Below are 24,623 nucleotides of genomic sequence, written 5' to 3'. Positions count from 1 at the left end.
GGCATCCTTTTTTTGCTGCCATCTATGGCAAAAAAAGATATAACGGATAGCCCGACCCTTGCGGTAACGCCCTAATTAATTATTTAAAAGATTGTTAATCTTATCTAGTTTTGGAGTTAAAATCACTTCAATACGACGGTTTTTAGCCTTCCCTTCTGCGGTTGTATTTGGTGCGATAGGGGCAAATTCGCCACGACCAGCAGCAGTTAAATTATCTGCTTTTATATTACCATTTTCTTGTAATATAGACACAATTGCTGTCGCACGTTTTGTGGATAAATCCCAGTTATTACTAATATTTCCTTTTGCTGGGTACGGCGCATTGTCCGTATGTCCTTCTATTAGAACAGAAATTTCTGGATTATCTCCTAACACGGTACCCAATTGTTTAACCGCTTTACGACCTTGTGTACCGACTGCCCAGCTACCAGATTGAAACAATAATTTATTTTCCATAGACACGTATACTTTACCGTTACGTTGCTCTACCGTTAACCCTTTACCTTCAAAATCCGTAAGTGCACTTGAGATTGCATTTTTAAGGGCTGTCATTTCTGCTTCTTTAGACGCAATAATACTTTCTAAATCTGCCACACGTTGCGATCGAGACTCTAACTCTTTTTTAAGTTGTTCTAATCTTGCATTTTCTGTAGCTAAAGCCTGTTCTTTTGTTTCTAATTGCGCTAACAACTCTCTATTTTTTTGAGTGTTTGCCGCAATTGCAGAACTACTATTAGCATCTAAGGCATCATAAGATGCTTTTAGCGTATCGTACTTACTTTTAGTCACGGCATAGTCAGATTCTAATTGGTCACGACGCTTTACAGCTTCGTCATACTTTGTTTGTAATTCTGCTAAGTCATTTGCTGCTTCATTTTTTGTTTTTAGCAACTCACCATTTTCATCTCTTAAAGTTCTATTTTCCTGTTTTAAAGTCGCGTATTTACTTTCTAACTCTTTATACACTTTTGGCGACACGCAACTGGTTACAATAAGTACTAATAGGATTACTGTTATTCTGTTTTTCATTTTACTAATTACTATTTGGGGTTATAAATTGATTTCTACTAAAATAGGGCAATGATCACTGTGTTTCGCTTCTGGTAGTATAACTGCCCTTTCTATTTTTTGTTGTAAAGGTTGACTTACCATTGCATAATCTAAACGCCATCCTTTGTTATTGGCTCTAGAATTTGCACGGTAACTCCACCAAGAATATTCTTGACGCTCCGGATGTAAAAATCTAAACGAGTCTGTAAATCCAGAATCTATAAAATGACCTAACCACTCGCGCTCTTCTGGTAAAAATCCAGAAACACCTTTCATTTTGGGGTTATGGATATCAATAGCTTCATGACATATATTATAGTCTCCACAAACCACTAGATTGGGTAACGTATCCGTTAGCTTATTTAAATATTTTTGGATTAAATCCATATAATCAAACTTATGTTCTAATCGCGCTGCGTTAGTCCCGGAAGGCAAATACATGCTCATTACAGACAGTCCATCATAATCTACACGAATATTTCTACCTTCAAAATCCATAGATTCTATTCCTGTACCATATTCTATATGATTAGGTTCTGTTTTACACAATACAGCGACACCGCTATAGCCTTTTTTCTGAGCACTAAACCAGTAATTATAATGGTAACCCGCCTCTTTAAACAACTCTAAATCCAACTGCTCCTCCATTGCTTTTATCTCTTGCAAACAAATCACATCTGGATCTGCGCTTTGTAGCCATTCGATAAACCCTTTATTGATTGCTGCCCTAATTCCGTTGACGTTATATGAGATAATTTTCATGCGTGTTTAATAATTGTTTTAATAGCTCACATAATGTTTGCTATTGATTATAGTTAAAAAAACAACCTTTTTACCAAGCTTGTTTAATGCTTAAAACATTTGTTTCGGCTAAATTAAATAATGCTTTACTTTTACAAGATAAATCACTTCACTTTTACTGAAAAAATATTAACAAAATAATATAGTACTATTGTTGTTATAAATAGAGATGAAACTTACCATTAGCTGTTTTTTGTTTTTCTTCGGAATTTTTGCGTTTGCGCAAGAACAGACTAACGGGTTAAACCGAAAGACTGTTGCTACCAACAAAACCATCCAAATTGACAGCGTCAGTATTAATACTACTGGTTTTAAAATTGAAACTACAACTGGTGCAATAATAGACTCTAGCTATTACACTGTTGATTTTGGTAAATCCATACTTACCTTAATAAAACCGATAACAACCGATTCTATAATTATTAACTATCAAAATTATCCTGAATTTTTAACTAGAACCTACACACAATTTGATAAAAGTGTGATTGTAGAAAATACAGATAATATTAATAAACTTATTAAACTAACACAACCCAATACCAATAAAACATACACACCTTTTGATGGATTAACAACTTCAGGAAGTATTAGTCGTGGGGTCACCATTGGAAACAATCAAAACTCAGTTTTAAACAGCGAACTTGATTTACAAATTACCGGAAAACTAAGCGACAAAGTATCCCTTAGAGCAAGTATCCAAGATGCTAATATCCCGTTACAAGAAACCGGTTATTCTCAGCGTTTAGATGAGTTTGACCAAGTGTTTTTAGAACTATTTTCTGATGATTGGGCCATCCGGGCAGGTGATATAGATTTGATAAACAATCAATCCTACTTTGCATCATTTACAAAACGTGTGCAAGGTTTACAAGTTAAAGCCAAGTTTGGAGACGACGACCAAGAAACTAATGTATTTGCATCAGGTGCTATTGTACGTGGTCAATTTTCAAATTTCCAATTTACTGCGCAAGAAGGTAATCAAGGTCCTTATAAATTACAAGGTCCCAACGGAGAGTTGTTTGTATTAATTGTCTCCGGAAGCGAAACTGTTTTTGTTAATGGTGTTGCACTAAAACGTGGTGAGAACGAAGACTATATCATTGATTATAATGCAGGTGAAATTATCTTCACCCCAACCTACCCTGTTACTTCAGAAATGAGAATGAGTATAGATTTTCAGTACTCAGAAAGAAACTACTCTAGAATTGTAGCCTATGGTGGCGGGACTCATGACAGTGAAAAACTTAAACTAGGCGTCTCTGTTTATTCCGAAAACGACTCTAAAAACAACCCATTACAGCAAAATCTATCTGAAGCCCAAGTCTTAATTTTAAGTAATGCAGGAGATAACACGCAACAAATGGTAACAGCTTCTGAGGTACCAGAAACCTATAATGAAAATCGGATCTTATACAAAAAAGAGGTTTTTAATGGGGAAGATATTTATGTGTTTTCTAACAATCCGGACGACACCCTATTTGGTGTCACTTTTACATTAGTTGGAGACAATGAAGGGGATTACACGCTAACGTCTAGTAATGCCATAAATAACATCTATCAATTTACCGCGCCTATCGCAGGCATAAAACAAGGTAACTACGCTCCGATTGTCCAATTGGTAGCGCCTACATTATTGCAAATAGCAACACTAAACGGGGCTTACAAACCAACTAAAAAAACTAGCGTTGGTTTTGAACTGGCAGCCAGTAAAAATGATCTTAACTTATTCTCTAGTGCAGATGACGCTAACAACACTGGTTTTGCAGGTAAACTAAACGTCCAACAAAACATTATAAAAAACGATAGTCTATGGAATTTAAATGCGGTTTTGGATGCAGATTATATTCAGCAAAACTTTAAAACCATACAACGTTTATATGCGCCAGAGTTTAACCGTGATTGGAATTTAAGTCAAACCAATTCTAACCTGCTAAACACAAACTTTGGTGACCAAACATTAGTATCGGTTGGCCTGCAAAGTTTTCATCATAAAAAAGGTTATATTAATTATAGCTTTCAACATTTAGATTATTCCGAAAATTTTTCCGGAAGCAAACACAATGTTTTAGCAAATTTTAATATGGGTAATTTACGATTATCAACTAACACCAATATATTAAAAGCTGATGGCAGCGATAACTCCTCTAAATTTTTTAGAACGTATAACAAAGCCATATACACTTTAAAAAAACAATGGATTGGAACTGGTTTTTCTGCTGAAGAAAATAAAGAACGTATTAACCAAACACAGCAATTTACAGACTTAACACAACGTTTTACTGCTTACGAAGCTTTTACTGGTATTGGAGACAGCACCAATATTTATGCGGAAGTTGGTTACAAATATAGAGTCAATGACAGCTTGCGTAACGGCAAACTAGAGCGTGTCAATAGCTCTAACACGTATTACTTGGATTCGCGATTGCTTAAAAACGAAAAAACTAACCTGTCTTTATATGTTAATTACAGAACTTTAAAAAATGAAGACCAAGAGCAAGCAAATGAAAACTCATTAAACTCTCGCCTATTATTTAATCAACGTTTTCTAAAAAATGGTATTATTTGGAACACCGCTTTCGAAACTAATTCCGGAACCTTACCACAACAAGACTTTACTTATGTGCAAGTCGAGCCCGGTCAAGGTGCCTACACATGGATTGACTATAACGAAAATAGCATCCAAGAATTAGAAGAGTTTGAAATAGCACAATTCCAAGATCAAGGTGAATATATTAGAGTCTTATTACCTAATCAAGTTTTTATTAAAACACATCAAAATAGATTAAGTCAAACCGTTACCCTAAATCCTATAGATTGGGTGAACTCTAAGAGCAAAACAAAACAAGTACTCTCCAAATTTTATAATCAAAGTAGCTATCTAATAGACCGAAAAATTATACGTAACGATAATGACTTCGACTTAAATCCATTCAAGCAAGGCGAAGACAACCAACTAGGACTAACGCTTAATTTTAGAAATGTGTTATTTTTTAATCGCGGGAAACAACGCTACACCACGTCTTACACCTATTTATGGAATAGTAGCGAAAACACGCTAAGCTTTGGATTTATTGAAAACAATCTTAAAAGTCATCAGTTAAATTTTATCCATAAAATTAGAAATAGTTGGCTAGTGACTTTGACCTCTGCTTTAGAGCAACAATTTAGTAATAGCGAAAATTTTAGCAGTAAAAACTTTGACATTGACACTAATAAATTGAATCCTAAATTATCCTATTTACTAAACGACAATGTGCAGTTTGATGTCTTTTATCAATTTACAAACAAAGACAATACCATCAACAATCTAGAGACCTTAAAACAACAAAAATATGGTCTATCTTTTGCGCTTTCACCTAAAGACAACGCCCAAGTCGGTGCCATTTCTGGCGAATTCAATGTTTTTAATAACACTTTTGAAGGTAATGCCAACAGCCCTGTTGCTTTCCAAATGCTAGACGGTTTACAACCCGGAAAAAACTTTACTTGGACCTTACTAGCGCAAAAAAAACTAACCAAATTTTTAGATTTAAACCTAACTTATTTTGGACGTAAGACCGAAACTAGCAAAACGATCCATACCGGAAACGTACAACTAAAAGCTTATTTTTAAGACATTTGTAACCTTTGTTACCTATTGACACTTCTAATTGTGTAAATTTGTATATAATTATGAGCAAAATTTTAGCAATCACTTATTCACTTTTGATTCTCGTTCAGAGTTTCAACATAAACTTGGAAGATATTTCTAAGTTTAGTGTGTTGTTAGAACATGCCGAATTTCATGAAGAAATGTATGGTGATACGTTTTTTCAGTTTTTAGCAGAACATTATGGAGATGCTAGAGATACGCATGATAATGATCATAAAGAACACAAAGACCTTCCGTTTAAGGATAATCATCACATGTGTACGCACATCAACACCTCTTTTATAAGTATTGCAAATAATTTTGAACTTAACCAGTACGAATTTATTGAAATCCCTTTTAACTTTCACTACAACGAAACTATAACAGACTCTGAAAAAACTTCTGTTTTTCAGCCGCCCAAGCACGCATAATTCAATTTAGATCTTAACCCTGTTTGCTTCAAACAGGTATTTATTATTTCTTAATTTTTATGAATTATGTTAGAAAACATCATAAGATTCAGCTTAAAAAATAAGCTGATCATATTTCTATTTACAGCCTTTATTATAGGCTTTGGTATTTTTTCGTTAACTAAAATACCAATTGGCGCAGTGCCAGATATTACCAATAACCAAGTACAGGTTATTACAACATCGCAAAACTTATCTACGCAAGATGTAGAGCAATTTATAACCTATCCTGTAGAGTTAGAAATGGCTAATTTACCTGGAGTAGAAGAGATTCGTTCTGTTTCAAAGTTTGGACTATCTGTGGTAACCATCGTTTTTAATGACGACATGGAAACCTTTTTACCTAGACAGCTTATTGCCGAAAAAATTAAATCGGCTTCCGAACAAATCCCAGAAGGTTTTGGCACACCCGAAATGGGACCTATAACCACTGGGTTGGGCGAGATTTACCAATACATATTAGATGTCAAACCGGGCTACAAAGACCAATACAGCACAATGGATCTACGTACCATCCAAGATTGGATTGTAAAGCGTCAATTGTCCGGAATTCCTGGCGTAGTTGAAGTGAATACTTGGGGCGGATTTTTAAAGCAATATGAGGTTGCTATAAATCCCAACAAGCTTACTGCCATGAACATTTCTATTGCAGAAATTTACGAAGCTTTAGAAAAAAACAACAGTGTTTCTGGTGGTGGTTATATTGAAAAAAATGACAAAGCTTTTTTTATTCGTGGCGAAGGTCTAGTTGGCTCACTAGAAGATATAGAAAATAGTGTTGTTAAAAATGATGGCTCACCAATATACATAAAAGACGTGGGTACTGTTGGCTTTGGAAGCGCCACACGTTTTGGAGCCATTACAGGAAATGGTGAAGGCGAAAAAGTATTAGGACAAATCATGATGCTTAAAGATGGCAACTCTAAAGAAGTTATTGATACTGTTAAAAAACGTGTCGCATCCATACAGAGCACATTACCAGAAGGTGTGTATATAAATGGCTTTTTAGAACGAAGCGAACTGATTGCAAAAACAACATTCACCGTTGCCGAAAACCTAATACTGGGATCGCTAATCGTTATTTTCGTGGTCGTCTTACTACTTGGTAATTGGCGCTCAGGTTTGGTCGTAGCTTCTGTTATCCCGTTAAGCTTAATGTTTGCCATTATATTGATGCGTCAATTTGGAGTAGATGCTAACTTAATGAGTTTAGGTGCTATCGATTTTGGAATTATCATTGATGGCGCAGTTATTATCGTGGAATTTATTGCGTTTCAAATCATGTCCAAAGCATCGCATCTTTCTGAAATTAATAAAACCGAAAAACAAGCAGAAATTGACCAAATAACACTAAAAAGCGCTTCAAAAATGATGAATTCAGCGATTTTTGGTCAATTAATAATCTTAATCGTGTTTATTCCAATTCTGTCTTTAAGTGGTATTGAAGGAAAAATGTTTAAGCCTATGGCAATGACGTTCAGCTTTGCTTTAATTGGCGCCATGATTTTATGCTTAACCTATGTTCCCGCAGTCTCATCCTTGTTTTTAAAACCTAGTACACAGTCTGCAAAAAACATGTCGGTTAGATTAATGACTTTTTTAAATAAAGCCTACCAACCTATTATTAATTGGGCATTGTCTAATAAAAGAATAGTTGTTGTGTTATCAGCATTATTACTAACCTCTAGTATTTATGTTTTTAGTAGAATGGGTGGCGAATTTATACCCACTTTAGATGAAGGTGATTTTGTTATTCAGCCGGTTTTAAAAACAGGAACGTCACTAGGCAAAACCATAGAAATCACTACTAGAATAGAACAAATCCTACTAGACAACTTCCCTGAAGTAGACCAAGTAGTCAGTAGAATCGGAGCTGCAGAAGTACCAACAGACCCCATGTCCATGGAGCAAAGTGATGTAATTATAAAGCTTAAACCTAAAGACGAATGGACTTCTGCTAAAAACAAAGACGCGTTAGCAGATAAATTTAAAGAAGCTTTAACCGTAATTCCAGGTATGGAAGTTGAATTTACACAACCTATAGAAATGCGATTTAACGAGCTTGTTACTGGAGTTCGTGCAGATATAGCCATTAAAATTTTTGGTGATGACTTATCGATATTAGCAAGCAAAGCAAATGAAATCAAAGAATTTATTGAAAACGTTGAAGGAGCTGTAGATCTTTCGGTTGAAAAAGTAGAAGGCTTACCTCAAATGAGTGTAAAATTCAACAGAAGTAAAATTGCACGATATGGACTTAATATATCAGATTTAAATGATGTTATCTCTATGGGATTTGCTGGAAAAACAGCTGGAAGTGTTTTTGAAGGCGAAAAACGTTTCGACTTGGTCCTACGTTTAAAAGAAAACAACAGAAAAGATATAGGAAGTCTAGAAAACCTATACATCGACACCCCTAACGGCAATAAAATTCCGCTTAGCGAATTAGCAGAAATAACCTATACAACTGGTCCTGCCCAAATATCTAGAGACGACACTAAACGTCGCATTGTAGTTGGTATAAATGTTAGAAACAGAGATTTACAATCTGTAGTAAATGACGTGCAAAACATTATAGACAGTAAGTTAAAGCTACCTGTTGGTTACAGTATTACGTATGGCGGGCAATTTGAAAACCTTCAAAGTGCAAAAGACCGTTTGTTATTAGCCGTTCCATTGGCTTTAGTTTTAATTTTTATACTACTCTATTTTGCATTTAACTCCGTAAAAGAAGCACTAATCGTCTATTCTGCAATTCCGTTATCCGCAGTTGGTGGTATACTATTATTATGGGCTAGAGATTTACCATTTAGCATATCTGCAGGCGTTGGTTTTATTGCATTATTTGGAATTGCAGTACTAAACGGAATTGTATTAATCGAGCATTTTAAAGAACTTAAAGCGGAAGGTTTTAGTAACATAAACCAACGTATAAAAAAAGGAACCACAGAACGTTTACGCCCCGTTTTACTTACAGCCGCAGCTGCTGCTTTAGGCTTTTTACCTATGGCTATTTCTACAAATGCAGGTGCAGAAGTACAACGCCCTTTAGCAACGGTTGTTATTGGTGGTTTAGTAACTGCAACCTTATTAACCTTAGTGGTATTACCTGTTTTATATGCTTGGTACGAAGAAAAAAAAACGCTTAAAATGAATAAGAAAACTATTATTTCTGTGGTTATCTTGCTATTAACTATTAGTATTCAAGCACAAAACAAACCATTAAATATTGAACAAACGATAGCATTAGCAATTGAGAATAATGCGAATTTAAAAGCTGAAAACTTAAAAATTGACAAATCTAACGCTCTAGTTGGCTCAGCTTTTACGTTTGATAAAACGAGCGTTTATTATAATTATGACGAAAGTAATTTAGCAGTTAACAATGAGCCTCTTAAAGTTTTTGGCATCTCTCAAGACTTTAAATTTCCAACGGTATATTTTGCTCAAAAGAAAGTAAACGAGTCTAAAGTAAGTTTACAAGAAGCTAATTTTAGTTTACAAATACAGCAATTAAAAAAACAAGTGTACGCTAATTATTACCAGTTAAGTTATGCTAAAAACAAAGCCAAAAATTATAAGTATTTAGATAGCTTATATCACGATTTTGCACAAAAAGCAAAGCGTCGTTTTGAGTTAGGCGAAACTAATTATCTGGAAATGATAACAGCACAGTCCAAACAGAAACAGTTGGAAACACTATATAAACAATCCCTTCAAGAGGTGACCTTATATAACGAACAGCTAAAAAAAATGGTGCAAGTAGATTCTATTACTACTGATGACGGTTTGCTTCAAAAGCTAGAAATAAAACAATTATCTGCTAATCAAAATGTAGGATTATCCGTTTTTGACGCGGCTATTAATTATCAAAAAGCACAAACTAAATTAGAAAAACAAAGTTTACTTCCAGATTTAAATGCGGAATACTTTCAAGGTACAAACAGTACTCTAAACGATAATATTAAAGGCTATCAACTAGGTCTTAAAATTCCTGTTTTATTTGGCGGTCAACGTTCAAAAATTAAAGCTTCAAAAATTGCACAAGACATTATTGTAGAACAAAAACAAGATTATCAAGCTAAAATAAATGCAGAATATCAATCGTTACGGGCAAAGCTTCAACAATATGAAGATGCTATTAATTATTACGAAACGCAAGGACAAACGCTGTCCGAAGAAATAATAAAAACAGCAAATAGAACTTTTAAAGAAGGTGAGATCGATTTCTTTCAATACATCCAAAGTTTAGAAACCGCAAAAGATATTCAGCTTAGCTATTTAGAACAATTAAATCAATACAACCAAACCGTAATTACCATCAATCACTTAACACTATAAAGAGATGAACAAGATATATATCCTATTATTTTCACTGGTTTTAGTAGCCTGTGGAAATTCAGAAAAAACAGCAGAAAGCACGCCTGAAACAGAATCACATAATGACGAAATAACCATTACAAAAGCACAGTTTGAAGGCGAAAAAATGGCATTTGGAACGTTAGCGAAATATGCTTTTAATGAAACCGTAAAAGTAAACGGAATGATAGATGTACCGCCACACAACAAATCAAGCATCACGACTTTTAGCGGTGGTTATATTACAAAAACACCATTATTAATCGGGGATCAAGTAAAAAAAGGACAATTATTAGTCACTCTAAAAAATCCAGAATTTGTTGAACTGCAGCAAAATTATTTAGAAGTTTCAGAACAATTAAATTACTTAAAATCTGAATTCAACAGACAAAAAACATTGTTTGAAGAAAAAATCACTTCCGAAAAAAACTACTTAAAAGCTGAAAGCGCGTACAAAAGTAACCGTGCCCATTATAATGGACTGCGTAAAAAATTACAAATGTTAAATATTAATCCGAGTAGTGTAGAACAAGGACACATAACTTCGACTATAAATTTATACGCCCCAATTTCTGGTCACGTTACAAAGGTTAATGTCAGCAACGGAACCTATGTTTCGCCTAGCGATGTTATCATGGAAATTGTAGATATTGACCATATTCACTTAGAGTTATCGGTCTTCGAAAAAGACATTATGCAAATTAAGAAAGATCAAAAAATTCTATTCAAAATTCCAGAAGCTTCGGACAAAACCTTTGAAGCAGAAGTCCATCTTGTTGGAACCACTATTGACGAGCAAACTAGACGCGTAAAAGTACATGGACACGTAGATAATGACAAAGAGCATTTTATTGTTGGGATGTTTGTTGATGCTGATATTATTATTGATAGCATCAAAAGTATTGGACTGCCTAAAGAAGCTATTATTGAAGTTGGAAATGACTTTTATGTTTTAGTTTTAGAAGAAGCACATGGAGACGAGTTTCATTTAGAAAAAGTTAAATTAGAGCTTGGAAAACAAACAGAAAACACTGTTGAAATTTTAAACGCTAGCCTTTTAAAAGACAAACAAATTCTAATAAAAGGAAATAGTATGCTATTAAATGAAAGTGACGGTGGCCATAATCATTAATTAAGACTTAAAACAACTACTATGGAAAACCATAATAACAGCGGACACAACCACAGTCCTAATTTGATTTTTGGTAAAAAAACAGAACTCTATTTTGCTATACTTTGCGGTATTTTTTTAGTAACTGGATTTACTATTGAAAAACTAACCGATGCACCTATTTGGGCGTCAATAATAAGCTACATCGTTTCATTCATTTTTGGTGGTTATTTCATTTTTATTGAAGCGTTAAAAAAAATACCGAAAGGCCAATTTGACATCGATTTTTTAATGATTGCAGCTGCTATAGGCGCCGCATACATTGGCAGTTGGACAGAAGGTGCTTTACTTCTGTTTTTATTTAGCTTAGGTCATGCGCTAGAACATTACGCGATGAATAAAGCTAAAAAATCTATAGAAGCTTTAAGCGATTTATCTCCAAAAACAGCATTACTAAAAAATGGAAATCAGCTTATTGAAACTCCTATTGAAAATTTAAAAATTGATGATATTATTGTTGTAAAACCAAATACTAAAATTGCTGTAGATGGTGTAATCATATCTGGAAACAGTAGCATTAATCAAGCCCCCATTACGGGAGAAAGTATGCCTGTTGACAAAACAGCAATCGCAACTTTAGATAATTTACCGGAATTTAAACACATCGATAAAATTCATATTGCGTTTACAGGAACCATAAATGGAGATAGCACTATTGAAGTACATGTTTTAAAACTAAGTCAAGACTCAACAGTAGCACGTTTAATTAAAATGGTGAATGAAGTGGAAACCCAAAAATCGCCAACCCAACGCCTAACCAAAAAGTTCGAAAAATGGTATGCCCCAATAGTAATCATAGTGGTTGGATTGCTCTGCTTTGCTTACCTAATTATAGATGAAACGTTTAACGAAAGCCTATACAGAGCCATAACCGTTTTGGTAGCAGCAAGTCCTTGTGCTTTGGCAATATCTACACCAAGTGCAGTCCTTAGCGGAATTGCAAGAGCAGCACAAAAAGGGGTGTTAATTAAAGGTGGAAAAGCGTTAGAAGATTTAGGAAGCATTACCACAATTGCGTTTGATAAAACAGGAACGTTAACCGAAGGAAAGCCAAAATTAACCAATGTGATTGCTTTAAACAATGTTGATGAAAATGAATTTCTACAAATTGTTTTAGAAGTAGAAAGTTTAAGCAATCACCCACTAGCAAAAGCAATAGCAAAGGCTATTGAAAAGCTACATAACATACGCTTTAAAGGCATTGCTAAAAATATTAAAGCCATACAAGGAAAAGGAATTACTGCCTCTTATAACAACTCCAAAGTGCTTATTGGTAATCTAAAATTAATGCTAGATGAAGCCATTACTGTAGAAGATTCTGTAATTAAAAAAATGGATAGTCTTTTGCAACATGGACATACCGTTATGTTGGTTGCTTTAAAAAACGAAGTGATAGGTATTATTAGCGTTATGGATACGCCAAGACAAACCGCAGAAAGCACATTAAAAAAGCTAAAAGCAATTGGTATCAAACGGATGATTATGCTAACCGGAGATCATCAAAATGTTGGTGATGCCATTGCAAAACAAATAGGCTTAACAGAAACAAAAGGAGATTTATTACCAGAAGATAAAGTCGAAGCTATTAAAGATTTATTAGAAACCGACGGAAAAATCGCCATGATTGGAGATGGTGTCAATGATGCGCCAGCAATGGCGTTAAGCACCGTTAGTGTTGCTATGGGAGCAGCTGGAAGCGATGTCGCTTTAGAAACTGCAGACGTTGCGTTAATGTCTGATAAAATAGAAAGCCTACCTTTTGTTATTGGATTAAGCAGAGCGTCTAAACGCATTATAAAAGAGAATATTTTTATAAGCTTAGGTGTTGTAGCTATACTTGTTCCTGTTACAATTCTTGGATTAACCAATATTGGAGTCGCTGTAGTATTTCATGAAGGCTCCACCATAATGGTTGTTTTGAATGCTTTGCGTTTACTAGGCTATAATGACCATTTAGTCTAACGTTCATTTCCTACCGATAACACCAGTAATGCTAAGTAAAAAGAAAGACCCAAACTTAAAAGTTTGGGTCTTTCTGGTATTTGTTAATTCCTTCTTTTAAAGCAATGCATTGTTACATTTTTTTTAACCACTCTTTGACATCGACCTCTTTATTAATAATACCTTTAAGCTCAGAAATCTGAACACGATGTTGTTCCATAGTATCTCTATGTCTAATCGTAACGGTATCATCTTCTAAAGTCTGGTGATCTACAGTAATACAAAATGGAGTACCATTAGCATCCTGACGTCTGTAACGCTTACCAACAGTATCTTTCTCTTCGTAAATGACATTAAAGTCCCATTTCAAATCTTCAACAATCTGTTTTGCAACCTCCGGTAAACCATCCTTTGCTAATAATGGAAATATTGCTGCTTTTGTAGGTGCTAAAACTGCTGGCAGTTTTAAAACCGTCCTTGTTTTTCCATCGCCAAGATCCTCTTCCATTAAAGAGTTTGAGAATACGGCTAAAAACATACGATCTAAACCAATTGAGGTTTCTAAGACGAATGGTGTATAGCTTGCATTGTCTTCATGATCAAAATATTGTAATTTTTTACCTGAAAATTCTTCATGTTGTTTTAAATCAAAATCTGTACGTGAGTGTATTCCTTCTAATTCTTTAAAACCAAATGGAAACTTAAACTCAATATCAGTAGCTGCATCAGCATAGTGTGCTAATTTTTCATGATCATGAAAACGGTAGTTATCAGCACCTAGGCCAAGTGAATTATGCCATTTCATTCTATTTTCTTTCCAATACTCAAACCATTCTTTTTGAGATCCTGGCTTAATAAAAAATTGCATCTCCATTTGTTCAAACTCACGCATTCTAAAAATAAATTGTCTTGCAACAATCTCATTTCTAAATGCCTTACCTGTTTGTGCAATACCAAACGGGATCTTCATTCGTCCTGTCTTCTGTACATTCAAGAAGTTTACAAAAATACCTTGCGCTGTTTCTGGACGTAAGTATAAATCCATTGCATGTTCTGCACTTGCTCCTAACTTAGTACCAAACATCAAATTAAACTGTTTAACCTCTGTCCAGTTTCTACTTCCACTTAAAGGACAAGCTATTTCTAACTCTTCAATTAATGCTTTAACATCTGCTAAATCTTCAGCTTCTAAAGATTTACCTAAACGTTTTAAAATAGTATCGATTTTTTCTTGATAACCTACAACTCTTCCGTTAGTTGCTAAAAATTCTTCTTTATTAAAAGCATCACCAAAACGTTTTGCTGCTTTTGCAACTTCTTTATCTATTTTAGTTTCAATTTTAAGACAGTAGTCTTCCACTAAAACATCTGCTCTGTAGCGTTTATTAGAATCTTTATTATCTATAAGTGGATCACTAAAAGCATCAACGTGTCCTGAGGCTTTCCAAGTGGTTGGATGCATAAATATCGCAGCATCAATACCTACAATATTATCATTTAGTTGCACCATCGCTTTCCACCAATAGTCACGTATATTTTTCTTTAATTCTGCTCCGTTTTGTGCGTAATCATAAACCGCACTTAGTCCATCGTAGATCTCACTACTTTGGAACACGTAACCATACTCCTTTGCGTGAGAGATTACTTTTTTAAATTGATCGTCGTTGTTTGCCATAATACTACAAAGATAAACGATAAATAAAAGTGTACAACCAAAAAACGATTAGTCTTTTTGACAAGTGTAAACAAAAGCTGGCGGAGCGTTTAAAGGCTCGAAGCCTAAAGTAACATTATCGTTAAATTTTTCTTTTAAAGCTGCATAGTAGGTTAAACTATATTGGAACTGAAAGAAATAACCTTTAGAATTTAGACATTTAAATGCACTATCCAATATAACCTCTGTAATGGGCTTTGGAATATTAGTTAAAGGTAAACTAGACACAATATAGTCTGTAGATTCAAAACCATGTTGTTTTATGACGTCTAAAACTTGATCTGCAGATTGATTTGAAACGATTAATCTAGGATCTTCTATTTTTAATAATGCTTTGTAAAAAGTATCATTTATTTCGAAAGTAATAAGCGTTGCCTCTGGTTGCAATCTTTTCAAGATTTCTTTTGTAATCACACCATTTCCAGGCCCAAACTCAACGATTAATTTAGCGGTACTAAAATCTATCCCTTTTAATAATTTTGAGGCTAAAAATCTAGAACTAGGAAATAGTGTCCCAGACGTTTTTAAACTTTTAAGTGATTCTTTTAAAAAATTAATTTTGTTCAAAAAAAGAGCGTTTTAGAGATAATTTAAACGAATATAAGATATTTATTTATTCACGTATTGGCAAAAATAAAACCATTACGCATATAATGTTCTTATTTACAATAAAAATAAAGCTATTTCAGTGTTATTGAGGTAGTTCCAAGCCTAGTGTTATCATAAAAAATATTTACAAAATAAACACCTTCTGTTAAAGGTTGGTCTACATCCGCAATGATAATTGCGTCAAGGTTGACATCTTCATTTTTATAATCTAACTTGATTTTTTTACTATAAATTAAAGATTGTTTACCAAATGAAACGACGCCTTCATCGGCAATAACATTATTATTAGGATTTAATATTTGTATGTAAATATCTTTTTCTCCTTCTTCTACAAATTTATTTTTAGAAACCGTAAACTCCACATGAAGCTTGTTTGCTTTATGCGATTTATCTGTACTTACAATTCGTTTTCTTGTTATCCGTTTAACCGCCTTTGCATTTAACTCTTCTATTTCTAGATGACTAGCGTCTTTTATTTTTTTAGACAGTTTATTATTAACAGAAGTTAAACCTTTATTCTTAACTTTTAAAGTACTGCTTACATCTTTAACAATTAAAAGATCTTGTTCTACTTTCTCCCCTTTTAAAGCTAAGCGCTCATTTTCTTTTTTAAGCTTGGACACCAAACCTAGCACCTTCTCTTTTTCTTTATGTAAACCCTTGATTTTTGAACGATATAAATCTAATAACGCAGCACTTGGTTGTAATGTTTTTACAGAATCTAATATACGTGCTATTTTAAATTTAGATTGCTCTAACATAATACTTAACGCCTCACTATCAACTTGAACTTTATCATAACGCGTTATCATTTCTGACAATTCATTTTCTAAAAGTTTCTTTTCTTGAGCAACGTAAGAGGTATAATCTTCCAACTTATCATAGTTCAAATAACTATACGAGCCTAAGACTACAAAAGCAATAACCAAAGAACCAATTATTAATCTATAGTTGTAAGTATGCGGGATAACTATCATTATTCAATTAATTTCACGATAAAACTATTGAATAAATAGTTAAGAATGTATTTAAAATCGATAAAGGGGCAAAAAAAATGTTAAACTAAAATAATTGGATAAAAAACAATTTCAATAAAACCCTTCTAGCTAGACATGTAACCTTCGACTAAACTCTTATTTAAGCTCCATACTCGTTTTTCCTATTAACGTGTTTTTATTATAAATCGACACAAAATAGACTCCTTTTTGGAAAGGCTCACCTGGTAAAGGCTCTATAAAAACGCATTCTTGCAAACTAACATTATCATAATCTACAACTAACTGCTCGCTAAAAATCAAAGACTGTTCTCCAACATTTATAACACCTCGATCTCCTACTACATTATTAGAAGGATCTAAAATTTGAATGTATAATTCTTTTTTTCCTTTAGCTGCAAATTTATTTTCTGGAATTGTAAAACACACATTTATTTTTCTAGCGCGTCTTGCCGATACTGTACTTTTAATTCTACCACTATTTGTAACACGTCTAACACCTTCTGTCAGCACATTTTTAACACTTAAAGCTTTTGCTTTATTTATTTGACGCTTAAACTTATCATTGATCCTAGACAATGTAGAATTCTCGGTTTTCAAAGATTTAGAAACATAAATAGTTTGATCTAGCTCCGTATTAACGCGAATAGCTTCTTCTTTCAAAAACACATTCTCTGCATTTAACTGCTCTACTAAAAGGTATATTTTATTGTTTTCGTCTTTTAAAATCTCTAATTGTTTCTTATAATGAGACACAAGATACACATCTGGCTTTAAATACTTAACAGAATCTAAAATACGAGAAATTCTAATTTTAGAATCATCTAATCTCGCCTGCAAATCTCTATTATCGACCTCCAACATATCATAATTCATCACCATTTGATTAAGCTCTGCTTCCACTGAAGCATTCTCATTCAATAAGAATTCATGATACTCGTTTAAAGAAGTATAATTAGTATAACTGTAATAACCTAAAGCACATAGTAATGTTGAAAGTGCAACAATAACTAACCTTAGACTATAGACTTGGGACCTTACAATCATTTAAGTTTAATATTTGATGCAAAACTATTACTAATATATCTATATATAAGAATTTTTCGATAACTTGATTAAAATTTCGGTCAAAGCTAATAATGATGCTTTCAAAACAGATTATCGGCTATTTATTCAAAACACATAAAACCATTATTTTATGAGCTTAGAAGCATTAATTAATCTGTTTTTCCCCAAGGTCTGTAATGCTTGTAAAACCCACTTATCCGATAACGAAGTCTTTTTATGCACAGACTGCAGACACATTTTACCAACAACCAATTATCACCAGAACATTGATCCATTCGTAAAAAACGTCTTCTATGGTCGGGTTAAAATTGAAGCAGCAACAGCATTATTACGTTTCGAAAAAAAAGGAACCGTTCAATACCTACTTCATCAATTAAAATACGGAAAAAATGAAGCCGTTAGTGACTTTTTCGGACAATGGCTAGGAGAAGAACTTAGAACTTGTGACGACTACAAAACAGTAGATCTTATAATCCCTGTGCCCTTACATCCTAAAAAATTAAAAAAAAGAGGCTACAATCAAGTTACTAAATTCGGTCAAAATATAGCCAAAGCCTTAGAAATTGAATACTCAGAAGATTTACTCACCAAAATAACCACTAGTACTTCATCTCAAGCCAGCAAAACAAGACTTGAAAGATGGCAATTAAACAACGAAACCTTTACTATTACACACCTACATAAACTTGAAAACAAACATATCCTGTTGGTCGATGATATTATTACCACTGGAAATACATTAGAAGCCTGTATTTTAGAATTAAATAAAGCTAAAAACGTAAAAATAAGTGTTGCCGCAATAGCAATAGCGTAGCCCATTTTTCGTTAAAAGATAAATATGTTGTTAATTTGTAACTTCATTCAAAATTATATGCAAAACCGTCTCTTAAATTTTTGTTTTTATAGTGTTTTAGCACTGACTTTTATTAATTGTGCAAATAGAGGAAATGTGTCCGGTGGAGAGAAGGATATAACGCCACCTGTTATCCTTAAAACAATTCCAGAAAACTATTCTACAAACTTTAATAGTAAAGAGATTAGAATTTATTTTGATGAGTATGTTAAAACCAAAGACCTAACCAAACAACTAGTTATATCTCCACCAATGAAGGAGACTCCTGATATCACACCTTTAGGAACAGCTAGTAAATATGTGACGATAAAAATTTCTGACACATTACAACCCAATACAACCTACGCTATTAATTTTGGAAATAGCATTGTAGACAACAACGAAGAAAATCCTTACCCTTATTACAGATATGTCTTTTCCACGGGGAGCCATATCGATTCGTTATCCGTAAAAGGAAGTGTAATGGATGCCATCAAAAGACAAACAGATCCTTTTATTTCGGTGCACTTATATGAAGCGGACTCCACTTACACAGATTCCATTGTCTATAAAGAAAATCCAAAATACATTACTAACACTTTAGACAGCACCACTAATTTTAAAATTGAAAATTTAAAAGCAGGGCTTTATAAACTTGTTGCCATAAAAGATAACAACTCTAATAACAAATTTGAGCAAAGTTCTGACGAAATAGGGTTTTACAAGGATTTTATAACCGTATCCAATGACACAACTGCTTTTTATAAATTAAAACTATTTAAAGAAACATTAGATTACAAAGCTGAAAGTCCCAGGTTAATTTCTGGCGAAAAAATAGCATTTGGTTTTCAAGGTGAAGACTACAAAAGCATGGCTATTGACTTACTCTCCGACGCCCCATCAGACTATGAATACAGCTATTTTAAAGATGAAAAAACAGACACTTTAAACTATTATTACAAACCAAAATTAGAAGTAGACTCTCTAATATTTAAGGTTACAAATAAAACTATTATTGATACGTTTACGGTTAGGATAAAAGACAACAAGAGAGACTCTTTACTACTAAAAGCTAATCCAAGTGGTAATATCGACTTTTTTGAGCCTTTAAAAATTTCGGCGAATATTCCAATCACTAAATTTGATAAAACTAAAATAAACATCTTAGACAAAGACTCTACAAACGTAGTGTTTACAACTAAGTTCGACACATTACAAAACACTATAGAAGTTGTTTTTGACAAAACAGAAGATAATGTTTATAAAGTGCAGTTACTACCAAATACAGTTACTGACTTTTTCAGCACCACTAACGACACCTTAAACTACAGTTTAAGAACCGAAAAAGAGGCAGGACTTGGTAATGCTAGAATCAATATTAAAAATGCAGAATACCCTTTAATTGTACAATTCGTTAATAAAACAGGAGACGTCAAATACGAGGAATATGCTACAAAAGCAGCTCCAATAGATTTCTTTTATTTAAAACCGGGAGAATATTACGTCAGAGTTATTTTTGACTCTAATAAAAACGAAAAATACGATCCTGGAAATTTCCTTAAGCAAACACAAGCAGAGCGTGTCAGCTATACAGAAAAAGTTGAAGAGATAAGATCTGGATGGGAAGTGATTATTGATTTTACTCTAGACTAAACAAGTCTTTATCATCTAAAAATCTTAACTTATTTCTAGTCGTTTCAACATGTGACTTACTTAAAGTAACTAACGCAATGTCTTCCATATTTGGTTTTAGACGTATTAGCTTCTCCCCTAAAGCGTTATAGGCTTGAGAATGTCCTGGATATTGATACTTATTAGCATCCAATCCAACTCTGTTTACCCCAATACAATAACTCATGTTTTCAATAGCTCTTGCTTGCAATAAAGTATCCCAGGCTAAAATACGCTTTGTCGGCCAATTGGCTACATATAACAAAACATCATAATTATCGGATAGCCTAGACCAAACAGGAAAACGTAAATCGTAACAAACTAGGGGCTTAATTTTAAACCCTTTGTAATTTACAATTAATTGCGCTTCTCCTTTTGTATAGACCTTATCCTCTCCTGCTAAGGTAAACGTATGACGCTTGTCGTAACTATCTACAACACCATTTGGGTGCACAAAAACTAAACGATTATAATAATTATTATTTTCCTTAATTACCAAACTACCAACAATTGCAACCCCTTTACGATTAGCCAATGCTAGCATCCATTGGATAGTATCACCATCCATTGCTTCAGCCACAACCTGTGGAGACATTGTAAAACCAGAAGTAAACATTTCTGGCAATATGATAAGATCAACAGTATTATCTAACCCTTCAATTTTTTGCATAAAATTCAGTCTATTTTGGATGGGATTCTCCCAAACCAAATTAGACTGAATAATTGCAATATGTAACTGTGTATTCAAATTAAAGCTTACCTAATTTCTCCTTAGAATCCACCACTTTTTCCTTTAATTTTTCAAGTTTTTCATTCCATTTTTCAATGTCATTAGGAGACAATTCTCCTTTTGCTTTTAACTTTTCAAATTTTTGAGTGTCTTTTTCTAGTTTCTCAGTTGCTTTTTCAACATCCTTTGTTGCTTTCTCTTTCTTATCAACTGCTTTCTCTTCTTTTTCTTTAGCTTTTTCGGCTTCTTTACGTTCTTTTTCTCGTGCCTTCTCCTCTTTTTCTTTGGCTTTAGCTTCCTTTTCTTTTTGTTTAACAGCTTCTTTTGCTTCCTTTTCTTTTTCTGCAATCGCCTTCGCTTCAGCTTTAGCTTGTTCTTCCTTTTCCTTAACTGCTTCCTCAGCGGACTTCTCTTGTTCTTTGCGCTCTTTTTCCGCTTGCTTTTCTTTTTTCTTAGCCTCTTTCTCTGCTTCTTTCTCTGCTTCTTTTTCTTTCTTATCAGATGAAGCTTCTTCTTCCTTAATAGCTTTTTCCTCTTCCTTAGCAGCTTCTTCTTTCTTTTTTTCAAGAGCATCAATCTCGAAATTTTTGACTTTTGCTAAATCAAAAATCCCTTCTTGTTGTTCTTTTGTTAAGTCCTTAGTAACTTCTTCACCATTTAAAATGATCGCTTTTTTATAAACGACATAAACTTGATTATCAAAACTGACTTCTTGAGCTGTAACGCTATTAACCACAACCAGAAAAAATAATGTAAAAAATAATTGAAATGTTTTCATGTTTAAGTTTTTAATTAGGCTCTAAAAGTACTTAGAATTTGCAATAAATTAACATATATTAACAAATTATTCTCAGCTTTTTAAGCAAACAAGACTTAAAACTCCTTCCGATAGGCAAGCGTTGTGCATCCATATAAATTTCATTACCTGAAATTTTACTCACATAATTAGTATTAATTATATAAGATTTATGAATTTGAATAAAGCATTGTTCTGGTAATTTTTCAATCCAATTCTTAAGCGAATCTATATAGGACAATTTTTGTGTTTTAGTCACCACCGTAACATAGTTTCGATCAGATTCTAAATACAAAATATCGTTAAGCACTATTTTATGAAGCGTTTTATCGACATTCAAAAAGATAGATTCCTCTACCATATTCTTGGTATCACTATTTGTATCTAATCTACTTTCGACTTTATTAATTGCTTTTAAAAAACGATCAAACCCAAAAGGTTTTACTAAATAATCCACAATAGTATCTAGCTCAAAACAGCTCACTGCGTAATCGGGATAAGCAGTCGTCATTATAATGGACGGTGGATTCTTTACGCTTTTAATAAAATCTATACCTGATATATCTGGTAAATTCACATCTAAAAACACAACATCCGCAGTACTTGTTTTAAAGTAGTTATGCGCCTGGATAGCCGATTGAAATGTGCCTAACAATTCCATATTTGGTAATTTACTTAAATAGTTTTTAAGCAAATTCTGTGCAGGTATTTCGTCCTCAATAATGATACAAGTCATGATAGATCTAAGGTTAAAATTACTTTAAATTGGTCCGTCTTCTCAATATGCAACTGATGCTTATTTGGGTACAACAAATCCAATCGTTTTTTTAGATTTTTAAATCCAATTTTAGAGTCGGTATTATCTATATTATTATGTTCAAATGCGTTAATACAAGTACAAACTAACGTGTTATCTTTTTCCGTAAGCTGTATGACTATAGTACTATGTAGTGTACTATGTTTAAACGCATTTTCAATAATAGTAATTAACAATAATGGTCCAATTTTACTATAACCTGATATTACATTAGTAGTATACTCGATATGTTTAACACCTTCTGTTCTAATCTTTTGGAATTTAATATAATTATCTAGAAAATGAAGTTCTTTTTCTAAATCAACAAACGCTGCATTACTATCATACAAAACATGTTTTAAATTATCAGATAACATTAAAATAAGCTCTGGTGTTTCGCTGGGCTTCTCTATAGAATAGGAATAAATCGTATTCAAATTATTAAATAACACATGTGGATTAATTTGAGATTTCAAAAATTTCAACTCCATTTCTGCATGTTGTTTTATCATATCTTCTTTAAGTCTTTGTTCATCCAAAAACCGAAACAACATCCATATAAAAGAAAAGAAAATTAATGGCACCAAGGTTTGCCATAAGTAATCGCTTAAACATTTCATTATAGAACACCCACATTGTGCAAAAACATCACAATACAATCGTGTAGCAAAAAATGAAATAGCAATAAACAGAGCGCCGTAAAACATATACCATTTTCGTTTTACAAAAAAAGGTAAAAGCACAAAATGGTTAACATAGACTATAACTCCTAAAATGGATAAGTACTGTAAAAATGGATTCTCAGCCCAATAATAGCGAGAGAACATAAATAAAGACACAAATATAAATAGCATCCAAAATAGAATGTGCACTAATATTTGTGAGGTCTGTTTTTTTAAATCTATCATAATATAGGCTGAAAGTAACCCAAAAACTTAAAACCATCAAAAACAAAGTACAAAAGCCATCAAAAGTAATGCAAACTGCATAAAATAGGTTGTTGATAAGCTTAAGTCTGTTGTTGGTTTAAATAATTACTAATTGAGTAAGATTAAAATTAGATTTGAATATCTCAATCAAAAACAATTTTTATGAAATTATTTATATCCATTGCCCTTGTTCTAATAACGCTTAACTCCTCAATCGCTCAAACAATAAACACTGAAGTTTTGGATGACAAAGGACAAGCAAAATTATTAGGACAAATTAATAAAGATGGGCTTTTAAAAGACGCTTATAAAGATTGGTTTAATAAAAATTATGACGAATACATAGCCAACGAGAAATTAATAAACACCTTCAAAGACTCACTAAACAATTATACCATTAAAGCCTTTTTAGGAACTTGGTGTGGTGATAGCAAAAAAGAAGTACCGCGTTTTTACAATGTATTAGAATTGGCCGATTTTAATATGGATAATTTAGAGGTCTTTGCTCTAGACAACACCAAAGACAGCTACAAAAAAGGACCTAACGGCGAAGAAAAAGGGTTTAACATCCACCGTGTTCCAACTTTTATTTTTTATAAAGACGGAAAAGAAATTAATAGGATAGTGGAACATCCTGTTGAAACTTTTGAACGCGACATCGAAAAAATAGTCACTAATCAACGTTATTTTGCTAAGTACTACGTGGCTAATATTACGTTTTACAACTTAAATGAAAAATCAATAGAAGATTTAGTTAAATTAGAATCTAACTTTTTAACCTATTTTCCAGAATACTCAGCAGGAAGTAAAGAACTAAATACTTTAGGTTACTGGCATTTAAAAGATAAACAATACGACAAAGCAATTTATGTTTTTGATTTAAACACAAAGTTATTCCCTACCAACCCAAACACTTTTGACAGTTTAGGTGAAGCTTTTTTCACAACCAAAAACTATCCTGACGCTTTAAAAAATTACAACAAAGTTTTAGAATTAAAACCTGAAGATAAAAATGCTTTAGACATGATTTCTAAAATAGGGGTTCTAGAGAATTAATACC

General features: G+C 33.1%; 18 protein-coding genes. 8 read left to right on the top strand and 10 right to left on the bottom strand.

The annotated features are described in order from the left end of the window. Positions 1-75 precede the first annotated feature (75 nt). The gene (locus H0I26_RS04520; protein WP_218701207.1) at positions 76-1,029 is read right to left on the bottom strand and encodes an OmpA family protein; all 954 of its coding nucleotides are present in this window, start codon (positions 1,027-1,029) and stop codon (positions 76-78) included. A 21-nt stretch (positions 1,030-1,050) separates the two neighbouring features. Further along, complete coding sequence (locus H0I26_RS04515) at positions 1,051-1,812, bottom strand: exodeoxyribonuclease III (RefSeq protein WP_218701206.1); 762 nt, start codon at positions 1,810-1,812, stop codon at positions 1,051-1,053. 208 nt (positions 1,813-2,020) lie between these two features. Here H0I26_RS04515 and H0I26_RS04510 point away from each other — a divergent pair, with 208 nt between their 5' ends. From H0I26_RS04510 to H0I26_RS04490, 5 genes are all read left to right on the top strand, one after another. Continuing rightward, the gene (locus tag H0I26_RS04510; RefSeq protein WP_218701205.1) at positions 2,021-5,464 is read left to right on the top strand and encodes a hypothetical protein; all 3,444 of its coding nucleotides are present in this window, start codon (positions 2,021-2,023) and stop codon (positions 5,462-5,464) included. 59 nt (positions 5,465-5,523) lie between these two features. Continuing rightward, positions 5,524-5,913 (top strand): hypothetical protein, encoded by a 390-nt coding sequence (locus H0I26_RS04505; protein ID WP_218701204.1) that lies wholly within the window; start codon positions 5,524-5,526, stop codon positions 5,911-5,913. Positions 5,914-5,979: 66 nt separating this feature from the next. Next, positions 5,980-10,293, top strand: coding sequence for a CusA/CzcA family heavy metal efflux RND transporter (locus tag H0I26_RS04500; protein ID WP_218701203.1), 4,314 nt, complete (start codon positions 5,980-5,982; stop codon positions 10,291-10,293). 4 nt (positions 10,294-10,297) lie between these two features. Beyond that, a complete protein-coding gene (locus H0I26_RS04495; RefSeq protein ID WP_218701202.1) occupies positions 10,298-11,443 on the top strand; it encodes an efflux RND transporter periplasmic adaptor subunit in 1,146 nt (381 codons plus the stop codon). Between the two features lie 21 nt (positions 11,444-11,464). Beyond that, on the top strand, positions 11,465-13,444 hold the full coding sequence (locus tag H0I26_RS04490; protein ID WP_218701201.1) for a heavy metal translocating P-type ATPase: 1,980 nt from the start codon (positions 11,465-11,467) through the stop codon (positions 13,442-13,444). Between the two features lie 112 nt (positions 13,445-13,556). On the opposite strand, the gene H0I26_RS04485 is transcribed toward H0I26_RS04490, so the two are convergent. From H0I26_RS04485 to H0I26_RS04470, 4 genes are all read right to left on the bottom strand, one after another. Further along, positions 13,557-15,098 carry a glycine--tRNA ligase gene (locus H0I26_RS04485; protein ID WP_218701200.1) on the bottom strand — a complete coding sequence of 514 codons (1,542 nt, stop codon included), beginning with the start codon at positions 15,096-15,098 and terminating at the stop codon, positions 13,557-13,559. 48 nt (positions 15,099-15,146) lie between these two features. Next, positions 15,147-15,704: a class I SAM-dependent methyltransferase gene (locus H0I26_RS04480; RefSeq protein ID WP_218701199.1), complete on the bottom strand. Its 558-nt coding sequence runs from the start codon at positions 15,702-15,704 to the stop codon at positions 15,147-15,149. A 113-nt stretch (positions 15,705-15,817) separates the two neighbouring features. After that, positions 15,818-16,723 (bottom strand): hypothetical protein, encoded by a 906-nt coding sequence (locus H0I26_RS04475; RefSeq protein WP_218701198.1) that lies wholly within the window; start codon positions 16,721-16,723, stop codon positions 15,818-15,820. A 156-nt stretch (positions 16,724-16,879) separates the two neighbouring features. Further along, a complete protein-coding gene (locus tag H0I26_RS04470; RefSeq protein ID WP_218701197.1) occupies positions 16,880-17,788 on the bottom strand; it encodes a hypothetical protein in 909 nt (302 codons plus the stop codon). Positions 17,789-17,939: 151 nt separating this feature from the next. On the opposite strand from H0I26_RS04470, the gene H0I26_RS04465 reads away from it, so the two are divergent. Together H0I26_RS04465 and H0I26_RS04460 are read left to right on the top strand one after the other, a co-directional pair. Beyond that, entirely contained in the window at positions 17,940-18,623 is a 684-nt protein-coding gene (locus H0I26_RS04465; protein ID WP_218701196.1) for a ComF family protein, read from the top strand. Positions 18,624-18,680: 57 nt separating this feature from the next. Further along, entirely contained in the window at positions 18,681-20,294 is a 1,614-nt protein-coding gene (locus tag H0I26_RS04460; RefSeq protein WP_218701195.1) for an Ig-like domain-containing protein, read from the top strand. Here the strand turns inward: H0I26_RS04460 and H0I26_RS04455 are convergent. Genes H0I26_RS04455 through H0I26_RS04440 form a run of 4 tightly spaced genes read right to left on the bottom strand, consistent with a single transcriptional unit; the run spans position 20,281 to position 23,542 of the window. Beyond that, positions 20,281-21,060 carry a nitrilase family protein gene (locus H0I26_RS04455; protein ID WP_218701194.1) on the bottom strand — a complete coding sequence of 260 codons (780 nt, stop codon included), beginning with the start codon at positions 21,058-21,060 and terminating at the stop codon, positions 20,281-20,283. The genes H0I26_RS04460 and H0I26_RS04455 overlap by 14 nt on opposite strands. Before the next feature lies 1 nt (position 21,061). Beyond that, on the bottom strand, positions 21,062-21,820 hold the full coding sequence (locus H0I26_RS04450; protein ID WP_218701193.1) for a hypothetical protein: 759 nt from the start codon (positions 21,818-21,820) through the stop codon (positions 21,062-21,064). A 58-nt stretch (positions 21,821-21,878) separates the two neighbouring features. Next, the gene (locus tag H0I26_RS04445; protein WP_218701192.1) at positions 21,879-22,574 is read right to left on the bottom strand and encodes a LytR/AlgR family response regulator transcription factor; all 696 of its coding nucleotides are present in this window, start codon (positions 22,572-22,574) and stop codon (positions 21,879-21,881) included. Further along, entirely contained in the window at positions 22,571-23,542 is a 972-nt protein-coding gene (locus H0I26_RS04440; RefSeq protein WP_256935259.1) for a sensor histidine kinase, read from the bottom strand. The genes H0I26_RS04445 and H0I26_RS04440 overlap by 4 nt, the downstream gene beginning before the upstream one ends. Before the next feature lie 183 nt (positions 23,543-23,725). On the opposite strand from H0I26_RS04440, the gene H0I26_RS04435 reads away from it, so the two are divergent. Then, a complete protein-coding gene (locus H0I26_RS04435) occupies positions 23,726-24,619 on the top strand; it encodes a thioredoxin family protein (RefSeq protein ID WP_218701191.1) in 894 nt (297 codons plus the stop codon). Positions 24,620-24,623 lie beyond the last annotated feature (4 nt).

This window comes from Olleya sp. HaHaR_3_96, assembly GCF_019278545.1.
In the GTDB taxonomy this organism is placed as follows: Bacteria; Bacteroidota; Bacteroidia; order Flavobacteriales; family Flavobacteriaceae; genus Olleya.
The sequence above is the reverse complement of the archived record's forward strand: the minus strand, read 5'-3'. Positions and strand labels throughout refer to the sequence as shown.